This window comes from Gordonia sp. CPCC 206044, assembly GCF_048537895.1.
Classification (GTDB): domain Bacteria; phylum Actinomycetota; class Actinomycetes; order Mycobacteriales; family Mycobacteriaceae; genus Gordonia.
Window position 1 is genome coordinate 163,931 of the sequence record NZ_JBCLVL010000006.1, and the last position, 18,970, is coordinate 182,900.

Annotated in this window: 15 protein-coding genes and 1 pseudogene; 7 read left to right on the top strand and 9 right to left on the bottom strand. The window is 64.3% G+C overall.

The window, feature by feature from the left end; all coding sequences use genetic code 11:
- Positions 1-65: 65 nt before the first annotated feature.
- The 3 genes from AAFP35_RS11515 to AAFP35_RS11525 are packed head-to-tail and all read left to right on the top strand — an operon-like array spanning position 66 to position 3,262.
- On the top strand, positions 66-935 hold the full coding sequence (locus AAFP35_RS11515; protein ID WP_419221725.1) for a sulfurtransferase: 870 nt from the start codon (positions 66-68) through the stop codon (positions 933-935).
- Positions 936-938: 3 nt separating this feature from the next.
- Entirely contained in the window at positions 939-2,246 is a 1,308-nt protein-coding gene (locus tag AAFP35_RS11520; RefSeq protein WP_419221726.1) for an NtaA/DmoA family FMN-dependent monooxygenase, read from the top strand.
- Positions 2,243-3,262: an LLM class flavin-dependent oxidoreductase gene (locus tag AAFP35_RS11525; protein ID WP_419221727.1), complete on the top strand. Its 1,020-nt coding sequence runs from the start codon at positions 2,243-2,245 to the stop codon at positions 3,260-3,262. The genes AAFP35_RS11520 and AAFP35_RS11525 overlap by 4 nt, the downstream gene beginning before the upstream one ends.
- Before the next feature lie 26 nt (positions 3,263-3,288).
- Here AAFP35_RS11525 and AAFP35_RS11530 read toward each other — a convergent pair whose 3' ends face one another.
- From AAFP35_RS11530 to AAFP35_RS11570, 9 genes are all read right to left on the bottom strand, one after another.
- Positions 3,289-4,638, bottom strand: a complete 1,350-nt coding sequence (locus AAFP35_RS11530) for an aminotransferase class I/II-fold pyridoxal phosphate-dependent enzyme (protein WP_419221728.1) — start codon at positions 4,636-4,638, stop codon at positions 3,289-3,291.
- 162 nt (positions 4,639-4,800) lie between these two features.
- Positions 4,801-5,628 (bottom strand): GAF domain-containing protein, encoded by an 828-nt coding sequence (locus AAFP35_RS11535; RefSeq protein WP_419221729.1) that lies wholly within the window; start codon positions 5,626-5,628, stop codon positions 4,801-4,803.
- A gap of 14 nt (positions 5,629-5,642) precedes the next feature.
- Positions 5,643-7,163, bottom strand: a complete 1,521-nt coding sequence (locus tag AAFP35_RS11540; RefSeq protein ID WP_419221730.1) for an FAD-dependent monooxygenase — start codon at positions 7,161-7,163, stop codon at positions 5,643-5,645.
- Entirely contained in the window at positions 7,150-8,415 is a 1,266-nt protein-coding gene (locus AAFP35_RS11545) for a cytochrome P450 (RefSeq protein WP_419221731.1), read from the bottom strand. Before AAFP35_RS11545 ends, AAFP35_RS11540 begins: the two co-directional genes overlap by 14 nt.
- Positions 8,412-10,067, bottom strand: a complete 1,656-nt coding sequence (locus tag AAFP35_RS11550; protein WP_419221732.1) for an MFS transporter — start codon at positions 10,065-10,067, stop codon at positions 8,412-8,414. The genes AAFP35_RS11545 and AAFP35_RS11550 overlap by 4 nt, the downstream gene beginning before the upstream one ends.
- On the bottom strand, positions 10,064-10,774 hold the full coding sequence (locus AAFP35_RS11555) for an HAD family hydrolase (RefSeq protein WP_419221733.1): 711 nt from the start codon (positions 10,772-10,774) through the stop codon (positions 10,064-10,066). The genes AAFP35_RS11550 and AAFP35_RS11555 overlap by 4 nt, the downstream gene beginning before the upstream one ends.
- The gene (locus AAFP35_RS11560) at positions 10,771-11,871 is read right to left on the bottom strand and encodes an AfsA-related hotdog domain-containing protein (protein WP_419221734.1); all 1,101 of its coding nucleotides are present in this window, start codon (positions 11,869-11,871) and stop codon (positions 10,771-10,773) included. The genes AAFP35_RS11555 and AAFP35_RS11560 overlap by 4 nt, the downstream gene beginning before the upstream one ends.
- A 346-nt stretch (positions 11,872-12,217) precedes the next feature.
- Entirely contained in the window at positions 12,218-13,525 is a 1,308-nt protein-coding gene (locus tag AAFP35_RS11565; protein WP_419221735.1) for a hypothetical protein, read from the bottom strand.
- A 349-nt stretch (positions 13,526-13,874) separates the two neighbouring features.
- On the bottom strand, positions 13,875-14,540 hold the full coding sequence (locus AAFP35_RS11570; protein WP_419221736.1) for a TetR/AcrR family transcriptional regulator: 666 nt from the start codon (positions 14,538-14,540) through the stop codon (positions 13,875-13,877).
- Between the two features lie 99 nt (positions 14,541-14,639).
- Here AAFP35_RS11570 and AAFP35_RS11575 point away from each other — a divergent pair.
- The 4 genes and pseudogenes from AAFP35_RS11575 to AAFP35_RS11590 form a co-directional block, all read left to right on the top strand.
- Positions 14,640-16,136 (top strand): annotated as a pseudogene (locus tag AAFP35_RS11575) (MFS transporter); the annotation flags it as partial.
- Positions 16,137-16,247: 111 nt separating this feature from the next.
- Positions 16,248-17,033, top strand: a complete 786-nt coding sequence (locus tag AAFP35_RS11580) for an MSCRAMM family protein (RefSeq protein ID WP_419221938.1) — start codon at positions 16,248-16,250, stop codon at positions 17,031-17,033.
- Positions 17,034-17,583: 550 nt separating this feature from the next.
- Positions 17,584-18,261, top strand: a complete 678-nt coding sequence (locus AAFP35_RS11585) for an enoyl-CoA hydratase-related protein (RefSeq protein ID WP_419221737.1) — start codon at positions 17,584-17,586, stop codon at positions 18,259-18,261.
- Between the two features lie 5 nt (positions 18,262-18,266).
- A complete protein-coding gene (locus tag AAFP35_RS11590) occupies positions 18,267-18,878 on the top strand; it encodes a TetR/AcrR family transcriptional regulator (RefSeq protein WP_419221738.1) in 612 nt (203 codons plus the stop codon).
- Positions 18,879-18,970 lie beyond the last annotated feature (92 nt).

The window sequence follows — 18,970 nt, forward strand, 5'->3', positions numbered from 1 at the left end:
ACAATTCGTGTACACATAAGGTCGTCGAGACGTCTCCCCCCGCCACAAGTGAAGGAGCACGCCCGATGACCGGCTTTGACGGCGACCATTTCTGCACTGCCCGAGCCTTGCTGGACACCCAGCAATCCGACCTTGTTCTGCTCGACGTGCGCGTCGACGACCACGGCCGCGCCGATCGTGCGGAGTACACCCGCGGTCACCTACCGCACGCTCATTTCGTCGATATCGACCACGATCTGGCCGGACCTGCCACTGCTCGGTCGGGCATCCGACCGCTGCCACACCCACGAGCACTCGCACAGTCGGTGCGGCGCTGGGGTATCACGTCCGCAAGCCAGGTCGTGGTCTACGACTCGTCACGTTCTGCGCCCGCAGCGCGCGCCTGGTGGCTGCTGCGCTGGGCCGGCATAACCGATGTTCGCGTCCTCGATGGTGGGCTGTGCGCGTGGACCTCAGTCGGCGGCGTTCTCGAATCGGGCACTGAACCCGACAGCGACGGCGACGACATCGACCTCCGTCCTGGCGCCTTGCCGGTCGCCGACAGCGATGCCATCGCCCGCATCGCGCACTCGGGTCTGCTCCTCGACGCACGACCGACCCAGGACCATCTCGGTCGCAACGGGTCTGGCGGACACATCCCGGGCAGTGTGAGCGCCTCGGTGTTCGATGACTTCGACCAGCACGGGCACATCCTCGATGCAGACATCCTCGTCGACCGATATGAAGCGCTCGGAGCGCTTGACCCAGACGTCGAGACCGCCACCTACTGCGGCAGCGGTGTGGCCGCCGCGCTACAGGTATTGGTGTTGGCCAGCATCGGCGTCACCACCGCTCTGTATCCTGGCTCGTTGTCACAGTGGTTGTCCGATCCCGCCCGGCCGGTCACGCAGAACCACCTCGCCGGCACCGGCACCGGCACCGGCACCGGCGAGTAGCACATGAACGGCACACGCGCACAAGAGATCATCCTCAACGCAAACCTCATCCCCGGAGGGGTGATCGGTAGCCCATGGCGCAGATCACCCACCGATGGCGCTCACTTTGTCACCATCGAGCACTACATCGACGTTGCTCGCACGGCCGAACGGGGACTACTCGACGCGGTCTTTCTCGCCGATGCTCCCGACATCCACGCCAAGGACTGGAACGCGCCCAGTCGCCTCCTTGACCCCTTCATCGCCCAATCGGTGCTGGCCGCACACACCGAGCAGATCGGGCTGGTTGTCACGGCCACCACGTCCTACAACGACCCCTACAACCTGGCACGGCAATTTGCCTCGCTGGCTGCGATATCTCACGGACGAGTCGGCTGGAACCTGGTGGTCACCGGCGGCGACGCAGCGGCACAGAACTATTCCCGCGATGCCGCGCTACCCAAACCCGTACGCTACGAACGTGCCTGCGAGTTTCTCGACGTAGTGACCGCGCTCTGGGACTCCTGGCAGACTGATGCGATCCTGGCCGACACCACCACCGGCCGCTACCTCGACCCCGCACGCATCCGACCGATCTCCCACGTTGGCAAACACTTCCGCGTAGCCGGACCACTCAAAGCGCCTCCACTGACACATGGTCGACCGGTTGTGATCCAGGCCGGCGCCTCGACCCACGGTGTCGAACTCGGCGCACAGACCGCCGACGCCATTTACACCGCACACGCCGACATCGACTCCGCCAGACAGCGACGCACCGAGGTGCGCACTCTCGCCGCGGCAGCTGGGCGCGATCCCAACAGCGTCAAACTCCTGCCCGGACTCATCGTCATCCTCGCCGACACCGAGCAAGCCGCACGCCAGCGCCAACGCGACCTCACCGACCTGATCCCCGACCACATTCAAGTTGCGAATCTCGCTGCGCGACTGGGCATGAACACCACCGATCTCGACCTCGACGCCCCCATCCCCTGGGACAAGGTACCTGCCGAAGACACCGCCGACGGTGCCCGCGGCCAACGCGCAGTGTTCCTCCAGTTCGTCCGCGAGCGCGCTCTCGACACCCGCGGCGCCGCACGGCTGCTGGCCGCCGCAGGTGTGCACACAACCGTGGTCGGCGCACCCGAACAGGTCGCCGACCATATCGAAACCTGGTTTCGCACCGGCGCCTGCGATGGATTCAACATCATGATGGACGAACTGCCCTCAGGCCTCGAACGATTCGTCGACACCGTGGTCCCGATCCTCCAGCGACGCGGACTTTTTCGTACCGAGTACACCCACCGCACGCTGCGAGGACATTACGGCCTGTGACCATCGCCGAGCACCGCACCGCACACCACCACACCAACCGTCCACCGGCCGCGGCTCCGTCCCTGTTTGTCCAGGTCCGGACCGGCCCCGCCCCTGCGGAGATCTACCGCCGAGCCATCGACATCGCGAGCGAGGCCGAACGGCTCGGGTTCGCCGCGATCTGGTTCGCCACCCGACACTTCGGGGCCCATCACGCTGCACTGTCGACAGTCTTCCCACTCCTGGCGGCCGCAGGTCAACACACCTCCCGCATCCGGCTCGGCAGCGGCGTCGTCGCGTTGCCGTTCGAGAATCCTGTCCGGCTCGTCGAGGACGCCGCGGTCACCGACCACCTGTGCGGCGGCCGGCTCGAACTCGGAGTCGGCAAAGGCCTCGGCTTTGGGCTATCGGCCACCACCTATGCCGGGTTCGGTCTCGCACACGCTGACCGCGAACAGCTCTACACGTCTCGATTGAGCGCGCTGCACGCATTACTCGACAGCGGCGTCGTCGCCCCGGGAGTCGCACTCCACCCCGACCCCACACCGTTGCGAGGCCGTGTATGGCAATCCACCGGCAGCCTCGACACGGCACGCCAGGTCGCCGCAGCCGGCGATGGCCTGCTCGCCCACACCAACTCCGAGGCTCTGGCGGGCCACGATGCACACGAACTCGTCGACACCTACCTGCTGGCCCTCGACGGGGCAGATGCGCGCATCGGCACCACGATGACCGTCGTGCCGGGAAAAGACACAGATGACGCGACGGCCATCTTCGAAGCCGACATCCGTCACAGCCGCGACTACTACGCGGGAAAACTCAACGGTCGCGACGCCGGCACCTTCCGCAGCGACCTCGCCATCCATTGCGGCTCAAGCGATCAGCTCGTCGAGGCGATCCTCGCTACACACATTCCCGCAGCAACCACCGACTGGCTCTTTCACGTGCCGCTGGCATTGCATCACGACCGGTACTTGGAGTGCCTCGAACGAATCGCATGCGACATCGCACCCTACGTGTGTGGCACTGAGTACTGATCACTCAACACTCGGCGCTCGGGTGATCACCCGAGAAACTCTCGGTGAACCGACCCAGCCGCCGCTGCGACCGAGTCAGCCAACTCGTCTATGGCTTGCGGCGAGTCGAGCAGTTGCGGCACCGCAATCCGCACCAATCCCGGCTCCGCATGTTTCACGTACGACCGTTGCCCAGAACCCACATTGATTCCGTTGCGCGCCAGGTCGATCAGCGCGCCGGTCTCATCGGCGACCTCTGCCCAGACGACCAGACTGTTGGGCCCCGCCCGCGCAGGCACACCGCGGTCGATGAGCGCGGCCAGCAGCGCCGACCGCCGACGCCGGTAGCGCGAACGTGCGACGTCGACCATGGCCGCAGCGTCTGTGTCGATGATCAGGTGTGCCAGTGCGTTCTGCAGAATCCGGCTGTTGGCGGCAATCCCGTGTACGCGTAATCGAATAGCGCGGTCGATGAGCGTGTCGCTGCCCCCGATCACGCAGGTCTTGATGTCCATGCCGAACGCTTTGCAGTAGCTGCGGACTCGGACCGTCTGGTGCGGGTACCACTGCCCAAGCGACGGCGCCTGCGCATCCGCCAGCGGTCCCACGGCGTCATCCTCGACGATCCACGGTTGCCGCTGCGTCGTGGCCAACACCGCAGCAAGCTCGGCTGCTCGCCGGTCGCTGAGGCTGCCCGCACAGGAATAACCGCCTTCGGGTTGCAGCACCAGCACGCTCGGGGCGGCATCGAGAACCTCGGCCAGTGAGTCAGCACGCGCGCCGTGCTCGTCGGCTGCGATGCCGATCACTTGGTATCCGGCATCGGCGAGCGTGTCGAGGAAGCCCGGCATCACCGGCTCCTCGACGGCGATGAGGGTTCCAGCGGGTGCAGCGGCTTCCACAGCCAGCAGCAGCCCCTCCGAGCCGCCGCTGGCGGCCATGTAGGCCTCGGCCTGAAATGGCCATGCCTCGGTGACAGCGCCCCGAAGCCGATCGGTGATGTACTCGCGGCCTGGGTGATTGAGATGTTCAGAGTGCAGTCCTGCTGTGAGTGCAGCAGCGAGATCTGGTTGTAGATCGTAGTCAGGGCTGCCGGTCAGAAGGTCGCGCTCTGCCCAGCTCGGGGTCTGGCTGCGCGGATCGATCACGATGGTGCCACCCCGGCGGTTGGTTTCGATCAGTCCCCATCGGCGCAACGCGCTCCACGCGGACACGATCGCCCGCGTGCTCAGCCCCGAGCGCCGGCTCAGCTCCCGGATCGGTGGCAGTCGTGTGCCCACCGCCAGCGAACCGGCCCGAATCAGCTCAGCTGTGACGTCACGAACTTCATCAGCCGATCGCGAGTTGGATTCCACAAGCGACGCCACGAGCACCGACGCGCCGTCTGTGCCAGTCATCGGCACACCGTCGTACTCATAGGAGCCAGTATGGCAACTATGCGACCACTACACCAACCGTTTGTTCTCGCCATGAGCGAAAACACCGATTCTTCCGCACGACGCGGCCTGCTGCTTCGCCCCGGGACGTCCGCCGCATTCGGACCTCGCTCGACCTAAGCCTCAGATGGCCCCTACCGGGAAGATGCACAACGTCAGGTCAGGAATGCCCTCCCACGGCTGGGAGGCGGTAGGCGCAGGCGCTGGACAGCGTCCGTTGAGCACGTCGGCAGGAAGAGGTGGGCGGACCGTCGACAGCCAGGCGACCACCCGATTGGTCGGTGCGTGCACCAACGCAGGCGCGATGCCTCCGGTCATCGCGGTGGTATCGGTGACTCGCCGGGCGATGAGTTCGGCGTCGTCCCAGGAGAGGCGTTCAGGCAGTTCGACAGACACCACGAGCATCCGCGGACCGTCGAATGTGGCGATACACCGGTATATGTAGCGATGCACTGTGCCTTGCAGGTCGATCCATTCGCCTGTCCCACGTAATCCGATCTCGGCGGTGCGCAGGTCGACTGCCACGCGCGCAGCGTCGGCCGGACGCGCGAACTCGGAGAGCCACTGGGTCATTGTCGTGATGTGTGTGGCGCGACGGTCGGGAACCAGGCGCGGCGAGACCCGGTCGTCGAGTTCCCATTCCCACGCTCGGGCAACCGGCTCGGCCGGCGGTGTACGTGTCGGCTCGCCGATCCACATCAGAATGCCGTGCACTTGTCGTGACGTCCCCAACACCGGGGATGCCACGGCCAGGCGAGGTCCGGCGAGATCGATCAGCACTTGCGACTGCTTGAGATTGTTCAGGACGGTATCCACCAGGCGCAACACGGTCTTGTGGACCGAGCCGCGAAAGACATTCGACAAGGGGCGCCACTGTTTCGATCGCGCGCCGATCAACAGGACCGCTGGCATATCGCCGACGGTGTCCACGAGAAACCAGCCGTCTGTCATGGGCCGAGTATCGCCTACTGCACCATCTCCGAGACAGGTTGTGGGCACCGGAGTCCGAAGTAGGTGGCCAGCGCGCTCACCATGGCCGCCGTATCCGTGCTCTCTCCGGCCCAGGCGACATATCCGTCGGGGCGTACGACGATCACCTCCGGATAGTCTGCTGGCAGGCCCTCGTCAACCGAGACCACCGCCGTGAACGGCAGGGAGTCGGTGGCAGCGAGAGAACCGGGGACAGCCGAGCGTGCCAACACGAGGAACTGCCCGGCGCGCAGCAGTTCGGAGACCGAACTATGTTGCCCGCCAGCCAGAGTCAGCTCGTGATCGGGCAGAAAAACGCCGTCCAGTCGTGCGTCTCCTGATCCGGTCTCATGGCGCAGCGCAGTTCCGTTGATCCGGTCGGCGAGCCAGTCGTGGGCCTCTGGCGAGCACAGCATCTGGGCGAACACGCTACGCAACGGATCGTTGTCCACGTCGGGGTTCATGAGTTTCGACTGCAGCCTCGTGTTGTCGATGATCCACTGCCCCACCGGTTGTCGCTCGCTGCCATACGTGTCGAGTAGCGACTCGTCGGCTGCGCCACTGATCACTGCGCTGAGCTTCCAGCCCAGGTTGACCCCGTCAACGATGCCGGTGTTGAGCCCTTGCCCGCCCAACGGATAGTGAATGTGTGCGGCATCGCCGGCAAGAAACAGACTCCGATCCCGATAGGCGCCGGCGACGCGGCTGAAGTCGCTGAAGCGATTCAGGTAGTGCGGGTCGGTCAGTTCCACATGCGATCCCACCACTCTGTCGACGGCGGCGCAGAACTCCTCTGGACTCACCGGGGCCGCCCGATCCTCGGCAGGACCGTCGAATTCGAAGACGATCACCCGGCTTTCGCCATACCGGTTGAGGTTCAGCAACGTCCACCCGCGCGGTGTATGACTCCACCCGACCGGGATCTGTTCGGGTTTCTCCACCGTCGCCAACCCCAAGATCGCCCGCATGGTCGGCGGATACTCACGCACATCGAAGGCACCGCAGGTGCGCACCACACTGCGCCCACCATCGGCGCCCACCACGTAGCGAGCCCGGAAATGTCGCTCGCGGCCGCGGCGATCTCTGGCCACCACGTGCACTCCGGTGTCGTCCTGGGCCACCTCGATCACGGTGTGATCGCGCAGAACCCGGGCACCGGACTGTTCTGCGTGCACGGCGATCGCGCGCTCGAGGTCGGCCTGGGCGATTCCGAGCATCACAGGCCCGTCGATGGTGCGGCCCCGCATCGTCAGCCACGGAAATCCGGCGAACTGGAACGGTTCGCTGGACACCGCTCGGTGATCGTTGGTGCGGCGCGGTACTGCCACAATGCCCCGGCGTGCGAGCGTTGCGATGGCGCGCGCGTGGTAGGTCCCAGCCTTCGGATACTCGCTGACGCCGCTGCGTTGCTCCAATACCAGCGGCGCTGCCCCGTGCAGTGCCAGTTCATTGGCGACGAGCAGTCCTACCGGGCCTCCGCCGACCACGATCACATCGTGACTCTCAGCGGACACCATGCTCACCGACCTCGGACGCATTCAGGTCACGGCAGCCCAGGTCGACTGGCAACGCGCGGGGCCGCCGCAGACCGATACCCAGGTCCCACTCGAGCTGCTCTGGTTCGACAGCCAGTCGCAGCTCTGGAAAACGTGCGACGACGCATTGCAGGACCGTGATCAGTTCGATCTGAGACAACGCCGATCCCATGCAGCGGTGCATGCCGTAACCGTATTGCAGATGCTTGTGACCGGGCCGGTCGGGATCGATGCGCAAGGGGTCTGGGAACACGTCCGGGTCTCGGTTGGCCGCGTTGATGTGTGGGTACACGATCGACCCGGCTGCCAGCTCGATCCCCTCGACCACGAGCGGGCGGGTCAGCTCCCTGGGGAAGGAGCCCGGGGTACCCAACGGCATCAGTCTCAAGATCTCTTCCACCAGATCGGCAACAGCGACCGTGCCGGCGGTCATACCGGCGTACAACGCGGGTGCGGCCAGGGCGGCATACGCCGTCTTCGTCAGCATCGTGGCGACGTTGTTGTCCCCGCCGAGCACAATCCCCATCACGGTGCCGGCGATCAACGCATCATCGACGGCCGCGAACTCCGGCCGTGTAGCGCGCTGCCGGTAGATCGCGATCAGTCCGTCCTCGTCGGCCGGTTCCTCACCGGAAACCAAACGCTGCACCCAGCCGTACAATTCGACCCAGGAGCGTTCGATCAGTTCGATGTTGTCACGCGGTGCCAGCTGGATACGGCGGCCCAGTTCGTTCATCCATCCGGCGTAGGTGACACTGACGCCCAACAGGCGGCAGACGACTTGTCCGGGCACGACACGAAAGACCTGGGCGACCAGGTCCGGGGCACTTGATTGTTCCAGTGAATCCAATGCCGCAGAGGTCAGTTCGCTGATCATCGGCACCAGATCGTTCATTGCCCGCGCACTGAATTCGTGGGAGACGAACTCCCGCACCACTCCGTGAACGGGAGCGTCAAGATTGATGAGCACCTCCGGCGCCCAGTTGGTGGGCATGAACGATGGCCCACCGTCGACGTTGCACAACGTGCGGCTTGCGGTGCGGTCCAGCATGAGCGTCTTGACATGCTCGTAATTCGTCAGCGAGACCGCTTCGTGACCGCTGGGCAGCTCGATCCGGGTCAACCCGTCCTCGCCGATCCACTCGCGTCGGTAGGGCGCAGGGGTATCCAGGAGCGGGATGTCGGTCACCAGCGGGTTGAGTGATGAGGTGGCTGTCGTGGTCGCGATCGTCATGAATCGAACCTTTCGATCGTGGTGGAGTACTGAACCGGCTGTTGTTGGCGGTTTTCGTCGGGGCGGGGGTTTGAGTCCTGCTCGGCCAAGTCCGGTGCAGACGCCGATGCGTCATCGGCGACCTCCGGCGCTCGCCGTACAAGCAACGCGATGATGACTGCGGCGAGGACCGCACTGACGACGGTGAGCGCCCACAACAGAGGCACCATCCCGTCTGCGAATGCCGTACGCACTGCGTCGACGCTGACCGCGGGGTCGAGGTGACCGGTCTCCCCGGTCACCACGCGGTCAACGATCTCGCGTTGCTGGTCGGAAGCCATCGATGCCGGCAGAATGTGGCGCACACTGGCACCCACGCCTGCGGTCAGCGCTCCGGCAAACACGGCGACCACGACAGCCTCGCTGCCCAGACGCACAGTCGAGACCAGCCCGGAGACCATTCCGGACTTCTCTTCTGGGACCGAACCGATGGCTTGCCCGTCGACGAGTCCGACACCGAGACCAAAACCTAAGCCCAGCAATGCAAACGGCACCACCAGCCCTGCCACGTTGACGGTGGTTCCCATTCGCGTCAGCAACGCCGCACCAATCACGAATAAGACGACGCTGCCGCCCAGAATCACCCACTCCGGTACACCACGATTGTGCAAAGCGCCAGCGACGAGGGGTCCCACGATCACCGGCACCGTCATGATCAGCATCACCGCACCGACGGCCCCCGAACCCAGTTCCCAGACAGTCGACAGAAATGTCGGGTAATACGTGAGCAGGGTGACAAACCCGACGGCACCGGCAACCGGCACCATCAGCAGCCCCACAAGACGAGGCGAACGCAATAGTCGCAGATCCAACAGCGGGTTCGTGGTGTGCAGCTGCAACCATCCAAAGACACCCAACAGCACGATCCCTGCCGCGATCATCACGGCTGTCCCCGGCGCGGACCACCCCCATGTATTGCTTTGTGCAACACCAGCAATGATCAAAGTCAGAGATGCAGCGAAGACCGCCGCGCCGCGATAGTCCAGTCGTCCGGATTCTGAGGCCGGGCTGTCATGCACACGGGAAGCGATGACCAGGGCCAACGACACGGCGATGACCACAGCGTTGAACCAGAAGATTCCAGACCACCCGACGAGCGCGATCGCCGCCGAAGAGATACTGGGCCCGAGGCCGAGTCCTACCCCGGCGGCGGTGCCGAACAGGGCAAAGGCGCGGGTGGCTTGTTTGCCGGAGAACGTGATCGCCAGCAACGCCCCAGAGCACGCGAAGATGATCGCGGCACCAACACCCGCCAGGGCCCGGGCCACATCGAGCACCAGCAGACTTGGTGCCAACGCGCTCACAACCGCGGCGATAGCAAACACTGCACCGCCCAAGAGCAGGCCGCGCCGTCGTCCGACATGATCGGCTATGGACCCGGCAACCAAACTGAACATTGCAAACGTCAGATTGAAGGCATTGACCACCCACTGCAGAGAAGCTGGTTGTGACCCCAGGTCGCCGGCAATATGCGGCAGCGCCACACCAGTGCCCGACACACCAGTCGGCACGACAACGACAGCCAGCAGAATCGCCGCGAGAAGGATCGATGGCCTGGCTGTGGGCCCCGCGCCTGCACCATGAGTTGACGATGGACCGACAGTCTCCGTCATTGCAGCCGACCTCCATCGGTGATCGACTGCTCAAGCAACCTGCCAAGATCTGTGTGGAGGGTGCGGTTGTCAACGAACTGCACCGCGCCCCAGCCGGCCGAACGTGCGGCAGCGCAGTTCTCTGCGAGATCATCGATCAGCACCGCTGACGATGGCCCCACACCGATGCGTTCCGCCGCGAGATCGAATATCGCCGAATCCGGTTTGCGTACACCGACATCGTAGGAATCAACGATGACATCCACGTGGTCGTCGAGTGCGACCATGGCGCGCCAATACGGCTCCCACTCACGCACGTTGTTGGTCAGAATGCCGACCCGGTAGCCCGCCTCCCGCACCCTGAATACGAGATCACGTACAGCGCGATTGACCACATGACCGGCAAACCATTGTCGACCGAACTCGAGCTCTGAGCGTGACACATCGATATCGCGCGCCAGCAGCCATGCATGAAGGCGACGAACCCACTCCGCCTCGCTGAGCAGCCCCAGCTCCACCGGAGCAAGCACCGCCACCCCGAGTTGATCGGCGACGCCGGCCATCGCCGCTTTCAGGTCGTCCGGAGCAATTCCGGTCTTACGTTCGTACTCGACGAACAGGTCATCGATCGGCGGCGACAGCACGCCACCGAAGTCGAAAAACACTGCGGAATAGCGGGATTGATCAGAACACTGGGAAATGCTGAAGCGGGACTCAACGGCCGTCATCGTCCACCTCCCGCCACGCGCCGGTGCGCCGCGCAGTTCGTGAACCACACTTGCCCTGAGGCGATGACCTCGCCCTCCTGGAGCAATTCCACGTCGAAGCCGTGGTTGGCGCCATGCTCGGTGTCAACGACCCGAGCACGCGCAACGGTGTGCAGATCGAGCTCGCCAAACCTGGTGAAGTCCGCACTCAGAGACGTCACCAACAAGCTCCGCGCACTAAGACCGTAAACTTCGTGGGCGGCAAGGATTCCTGTTTGCCGAATCGCCTCGAACAAGACAGCCCCGGGAATGTGATCGAGGGGATGATCGAACAAACTGGGGTGTCGTTGGTCAACCAGTACATCAACCTCTAGGCCGTCCTCAGTGACCGCGGCACCCCCGAGAACGATGTTGCGATCGATGCGACGGCCCAACGTCTCCGGCGCGTGAACGCCGCGGGTTCCGCGCGGTTCACGACCAGCTTGCGGAGCAATCCCCGCACGGTATTCAGGCAAGCCAAGTTTCGCGCGACCTTTGGTACGCACTCTGGCCCACACGTCGCGCGGCATCCACTGAATACTCATCGTCATCGACGCCACTCGCTCACCTGCCAGCGCACACAACATCTCCAGCGTGATGCCGATTACCTCACTGCCACGGGTCTTCTCATCGACAATGACCGCACTCAGCTCGCCATTGCCTGGCGCTTCGGTGAGCGCCATCCCATCACCAGAAACGACTTGCAGCCTGCCCGTATTGAAGATGAAGGACTGATCGAACCCGACATCAACGTGCCGATGGGCGATCAGAATCGACGTCTGCCGAAAGCACTCCAGCAACAACAGCGGATCAAACCGCCCCTCGGACAACCCGATGTGATCGTTGTAGTAACTGTGAGACTTCGGAAGATGCACGCCCACACGAAAATTGGGGTACCTGTCGCAGATGATGTCGGTGAGGTACACCTCCGAGAGCGCATCTCTGTGCACATGCTCCCGCGGCACCAACGTCGAATGCGACAGGCCAGAAACAGCAATGGATGTCAAAACGCTCAGCCCCTTGCGTTGTCGGTAGCAGGCGGTTTGTCGGTACTCGCACCACGCGGCCAACAACCACACTGCGGAAACGCCGGAATGAGGTCATGGGCTCTGCAGCAAGGGGCTCAAGAGCGACTCCCAACCCGACACTCCAAACACTAACCTTGGCGCACAGTACCCTCAGCATTCGCAACCACCGTGATCAAAAGTACAAACTGTGAATCGTCCCGTTTCGGCAGCTCACACACCGCACACCCGCAACGGTGACCATCGTCACGAGCCGACTCGGTGACCAAAGGCGAGGACTAGGGCGGCTGCCAACTTCTGTACGAGACTGACGAGGATGCTGGCAGAATGACTCGCGTTCGAGGCCAAGCGGCGTGAGTCGCCGTCGGTGCAGGACGCCAACCGTCGTACAGCTAGATGTTCACGTCACCTCGTCCAGCTTGGCGGTGGACGGCAAATCGTATGTTTGCCAGGCATTGAGCAGGATGACAAGCATCTGTAACGGTGCACGGATGCTCTCGTCGTCGCGGATCCGCGGGTTGGTGCGTGTGAGGGTCGTGCCTTCCTTGCCCAGTTGAGTCGCGATGCGCGCCGGGATGCCCAGGAGCCAGTCCAGTCCCCCGAGCCCCAGACCGAGCAGGAGGTGCTCGCGGAGATCGTTGGGATCGATGGCCGGGCCACTGGACTCGGCGAGGACATCGGTGAAGTGTTCGAGAAGGTCATCAAGGTGCTCGTTCCACAGACTGGTCTCGGCGGCCATGAGGGCACCACCAACCGCGGCGGCCACACTCATCGGGCCCACCGAACCCCAATCCAGAAGTCCGCACTGCAGATCACCGGAGGAATCGCGCCAGAACCAGGCATTGTCGACATTTGCGTTCCAATGGCACAGGGCGATGAACTCGGGCCGGCCGCCCAACCGCTCGCGAATGGCCGTCGAGGCGACCTGTAGCCGTGGTGCTTCGACGGCGATACGGGCAAGGAACTTCGGGTCACCGACGTTGTCCGGCAACAGATTGGGATAGGTGCGCGCGAAGTCGGCGAGCTCATCCAGCTGCCGTCTGAGTCGCTCGTCTTCTCGGGGGCCGGGTGCGGGCCTGGCCATCGACGTCGATTTGTTGGCCAGCCGCCCAACGAGGTCGTTCGGACGCCTGCCGGCGCGATGCGCGCCTGCGAGTCGGGCGAGGGCGGTGAAGATTGCCCGGTAGTGCTCGACCGGGTCAGGAATCTCGTAGTCGCAGCACTTCGCGTACTGCGGCTCGATTCCGTGAGAGCCGAACGCTATGCGCTCGGTGATCAGGATTCCTGTCCCACTCTCGGCGTGGTAGTCGGCGAACAGGGTTTCGGGAACCACGATCGGAAACTCGGGTGTCCGCGACAATTCGGCGAAGCTCACCTCAGGCTTCATCTGGGACCGGCCGCGGTCGCGAAACGCATCGTCGAAGTCGCGGGAGAACTTGACGAAAAGCTCGGTGGGCAGCGAGGATACGGGGCTGCGGTACGTGATCGAAAAGGTGGCTTTCCGGCCGGTACTTCCGGCGGTGACATCACACCAGTCAACGACTTCCTCCACGGCATTGCCAGGGCCGAGGACGCCGCTGTGCCGGAAAGCGGTTGTGAGGAACTCGATGCCGCGTCCGTGGAGGGCTTCGGGCGTGGCGGGGATATGAAGAGATGAGTGGTCGCCCCTGATCCATTCGAGGCGCGGAACGGAATCTGTGGCAGTCAAGGATTCTCACCAGACCTACTCGGTGGCATGTACGGAAAAGCATTGCGAATTAACGACATTCGAGGCCGTATCCGCAGCCTGGCGATGTCACTTACATGTGGCCGACGCTACACAGACGGCCGGTGGCGCGGTCCCGAGAGTCCACTCATCGAGATGGAACGACGAAATCGGGTGTGGACGTGAGATCGGCGTCGGGCAGCCGACCCGAATCGGCCAGCACAGTGCCGAGATGGTGGTTACCCCGCTTGAGCCGGTGGTCGGCGCGCCCACTGCCCGGCGCTGAGCGATCAAACCGTCACGCGACAGGGCGGGACGCTTGAACGCGGACATGTGTGTGTTCGCCGCGGACTCATCTCTGCTGATGGCGCCGCCGTTGGATCTCCTGGATCTGCGCGTCGGTGAGTGCGGGCACCGAGAACTCCGATCGCTGACCTGCCCGCATTCCGTCGAGGATCAACTCGAAAAAGCGCCGCCACGCATCCGGGGCCGTCGGCCGGGTCGTCTCCGCCACCGCTGACAGCATGGTGAGGACTCCGAAGAAGTCGGTGTGGGCGAAGTCGGGGCGCAACACGCCGGCATCGCTCGCGCGGTCGTAGACCTTCCGGAGTTGTTCTATGAGAACTGCTTTCGCCGCCTTGATCTCGGGTTGCTCGTGGTCGATCCACATCACCAGCGCGGCCAGGCCACGGTCGGTTGCCATCGATGTCGTCACAAGTGTGAGAACGTCGACAACCGCTTGCCAAGGGTCGGGATCACCAAGTGCGGCGCGGGTCTGGTCTGCAACGTGGGCCAGGTGTTCGGCCAGCACGCCGACGACGAGCTCGTCGCGATTCGCGAACCGTCGATATACCGTGCCGACCCCCACGCCGGCGCGGGCCGCGACGTCATCGAGCGTGACCTCGAGACCTCGTTCGGCGAAAATCTCGCGCGCTGCCTCGATGATGCGCAGCCTGTTGCGCTCGGCGTCCGCACGTAGTTTGCGGGGCACCGCGTCGGCGACGGGTCCGGTGTCCATGCTCACACCATATCAAGTGGAGGAATAGTCTCCGGTTGACCTAGGTTGGTACAACCGGCAACTGGAGGATCTCCCTCCGCCTAATACTCGGAGGCTTGGATGACCACTACTCACCCAGATCTCGACAGGGCTCCTGCCGAGGTCGAGACGGAGGCCGCGCGCCATCACCGGCTGCGTTGGGTCGTGCTGGGTGTGCTCGCACTCGCACAGCTGATGGTCGTGCTCGACGCGACCATCGTGAACATCGCACTGCCGCATGCGCAGGAATCGCTGGGGTTCGGTAACGACGACCGGCAGTGGATCGTCACCGCATATGCGCTGTCGTTCGGCAGCCTGTTGTTGCTCGGCGGTCGCCTGTCGGACCTGTGGGGCCGTAAAACCACATTCATCGTCGGGCTCGTCGGGTTCGCGGTGATGTCGGCCGTCGGCGGCGCGGCAGTGAACTTCGAGATGCTCGTCGCCGCACGCGCAGGTCAGGGCATCTTCGGCGCGCTGCTGGCGCCTTCGGCTCTCTCGCTGCTGACCACCACGTTCACCGATCCGAACGAACGCGGAAAGGCATTCGGCATCTTCGGTGCGATCGCCGGTGGTGGCGGCGCGCTCGGCATGCTCCTCGGCGGAACACTCACCGAGTGGGCCAGCTGGCGCTGGTGCCTGTATGTCAACCTCGTGATCGCCGCCATCGCACTCATCGGCGCCTTGCTGTTCCTCGGCTCGTCCAGGTCCGAGCATCATCCGAAGTTGGACCTGCCGGGCGTCGTAGTCGTGTCAGTTGGACTCTTCTCGATCGTCTATGGCTTCTCGAACGCCGAGACCAACGGTTGGGCCGACTGGGCGACCATCACCTGGCTGGCCGCCGGCGCGGTTCTGTTGGCCGCCTTCATCTGGTGGCAGTCTCGTGCCGAGCATGCACTGCTGCCACTGCGCGTCATCAAGGACCGTACGCGAGGCGGGTCCTACCTGGTGGTGTTCATCGCCGGCATCGGCATGTTCGGCATCTTCCTGTTCCTCACCTACTACCTGCAGCAGAATCTGGGATTCAGCCCGATACGCACCGGGCTGGCCTTCCTTCCGATGATCGGCATGCTGGTGGTCACGGCGACCACGTCGACCTCGGTGATCCTCCCCCGGTTCGGTCCGCGCTGGCTGATGACCTGCGGGATGTTCATCGCCGCGGGTGGCATGGTGCTACTCACGCAGATCAGCGAAACCAGTTCGTACGCAACCAATGTCCTGCCCGCATTGATGATCATGGGTGTCGGTATCGGCGCCTCGATGGCGCCGGCCATGCAGGGTGCCATCTCGGGCGTCTCGCCTGAGGATGCCGGTGTGGCCTCGGCAACGGTCAACACGATGCAGCAGGTCGGCGGTTCGGTGGGCACGGCGCTACTCAGCACCATCGCGGCCAGTGCGGCGAGCTCGTACATGACCGACAACGCCTCAGCCGTCTCGAACCCGAACGAGCTGGCGCAATTGGCTGCGGTGCACTCCTACGGGACCGCATTCGCGGTGGCCGCAGGAGTGTTCGCGATCGGCGGACTCCTCGCGGGGCTACTCGTGCGGAGCGGCAAGCTGCCAACGGGGGCCGTGAGCGAGGTCGGATCGGCCATCGATGAGGCCGGATCGCCGGCAGCCGATCCAAGCGTCGTCGATGAGCCGAAACCGCAAGCGACCCAGCGGCTCATTGCACATGAGGCCGGTGCGCCTGTGGTCCGTCCACGCATCGCCGGGAGCATCACCACCAGCGACGGCACACCTCTGGACACTGCTGCGATCACAGTCACCGACGTGCACGGCCGGCAGGCCGGTACCTCGGCAGTCCATGACGGCTTCTACACCGTCGACAACATCGCCGACGGCACGTACACCGTGATCGCCACCGCCCCCGGCCGGTCGCCCAAGGCTGTGACGGTCTCCGTCGTCGGCGCCGCGGTGTCGCATCGCGACTTCGCACTCGCTGGTGGCTCTGTGCTGCGAGGTCGAGTCCGCGACCGACACCGTGCCCTTGCTGCGACCCTGATCGTCACCGATCAGTCCGGTGCCGTGGTGACACAGGCGCAAGCTGATTCCGACGGGCATTTCGCAATCCCCGGGTTGTCCGACGGCGACATCGTGGCAATCACCGCATCAGCACCCGGCTACCAGCCGGCCAGCCAACTGGTCAACGTCGACACCGCCGTCGGCCGGACCGCCGACACCATCGATATTCGGTTGATCGCCACCAGCGGCGTCACCGGTTCGGTACGCACAGTGATCGGCGGCTCCCCGCTCGAAGGTGCGACGGTGTCCGCGATCGGACCGGACCAGACCATCGTTGCGTCGGCGACCACCGACGCCGATGGGAGTTATCGCATCGACGGACTCACTGACGGCCGGTTCACCATCGTGGCCAGCATGTACGAACCAGCCGCCCGCTCGGTCGACGTCGTTGCCGGACAACGCAACATCGCCGACATCAGCTTGGATTCCAGAAAGAATCCTGCGGTGTCGTGACCATGTAGGCCTGAGCACGATCGCGCGGCGTGAGCCCGACACAACGGTGGCCCGTTGTTCCCTCGGGAACGACGGGTCACCGTGCTCGGCGATGCCAGAAGACCAGGTATCCGGAAGCCTGTTTCCGCGGTGCGGTCTGATCCAAGAACGACTTTCCTGGCGGTAAGTCCGGCTCCAGCAACTCCCGGTCTCCACCCGCGGCGACTCGAGGGCCTCGCCGAGGGCCGCTGGGTAATGGGATTCACCCCGAACGGGGCCGAGTACTACTACATCGCTCGGCGGTTGAAATTCCTCCACTCCCTGTCTCACGCGCAGCACTTCGGCGAAACAACGCTCGGCTGTCTCGAAATCTGAACCAGCACACAGCAGGCGAGCGCCGATGCCGCCCGCACCACGTGCCCTCGAATGATGCGCCTTCATTTTTAGAGCAATGCTCTGTTACGCTCCGGTGACTAGCTCGGTCTCGTTCGTACTGCGGGTTCGGCAGCACACCTGATATACGGCGCGCTCTCCTGCGGGAGCAGCTCAGGCAACACCGAAGGAGTTCAACATGGCGGCAATCTCCAGTGACGGATCGATCTGGACACTGGATCTCGGCAACGATGAGAATCGCTTTTCGCCGGACTGGCTCGGTGACGTCGAGGCTGCGCTCGACGAGCTCGAGGCGTCGACCGGCCCGGCCGCCTTGGTCACGATCGGTGCCGGCAAGTTCTATTCGAACGGGCTCGACCTGGACTGGCTCGGCGCACACCTGGACCAGCACGAAGCGTACGTGGAACGTGTGCAGGCGCTGTTCGCCCGCGTGCTCACGCTGCCGGTGCCGACGGTCGCCGCGCTGAACGGACACGCGTTCGGGGCGGGTGCGATGCTGGCCATCGCACACGACTATCGCGTTATGCGAACCGACCGCGGATACTTCTGCTTTCCCGAGGTCGACATCCACATTCCGTTCACGCCGGGGATGACCGCTCTGATCGCCTCTAAGCTCACCCCGCGGACGGCTCTGCAGGCGATGACCAGTGGGCGCCGCTACACCGCTGTCGCAGCAGAGGCCGCGGGCATCCTGGACGCGACCGCGATGCTTGAGAATCTGGGCGACGCTGCGATGGGGATCGTCCGCGACTTGGCAGGCAAAGACCGCGCCACTCTGGGCAAGATCAAGTCGGGCCTGTACTCGGACGCCGTCGCTGCCCTGACGGCCGCCGACGTTGTCGGTGGCACGGAGTAGGCGCGGTGGGACGCCCCCGTCGCTACGACATCGACGAGCTCCTCGACCACGCCCGGCGCCTCTGGTTGGCCGGCGGCGTCACCGACGTGACGATCCGCGCATTGAGCGCGGCGTCGGGTGCATCGAACGGCGCCGTCTATCACGCCTTCGGGTCGCGCGACGGACTGCTGGCCCGTGTGTGGGCACGAGAGGCCCAGGGGTTCCTCGCATTTCAACGCGACCAGGTGACGCATGCATTGAATGAGGGCGGTCCTGAGTGCGCGTTCGTCGCAGCTTCGCTCGCACCAGCCACCTACGCCGAGAACGACGCACAAGGCGCCCGCGTGTTGCTCAGCGCGCATCTCGATGACTTCATCACCTCCGAACTCGACGATGAGACGCGACATCGTCTGCGACGGCTCCGCGCCGATCTTGGAGAGCTTCTCGTCGAACTGTCCTCAGCGCTATGGGACCGGACAGACCGGACCGCTGTCGCCGCAGTTCAATACGGCGTCGTGAACCTGCCGGGGACGCTGCTACTCAACGGCAAGGACGTCGCAGACCCGGTCGCACGGCACGTGCTCGAACAAGCGGTGCGCGGAATCGCCGCCGCCCCTCCCCCGAGCCGCATCACCTGATCCAACGGCCGGCTGCGTCTTGTACGAATCCACCACCGTGGTTGAAGTAGGTGACGCGTACAACCCGAATCACGGGCCCATGCCAACCGCAC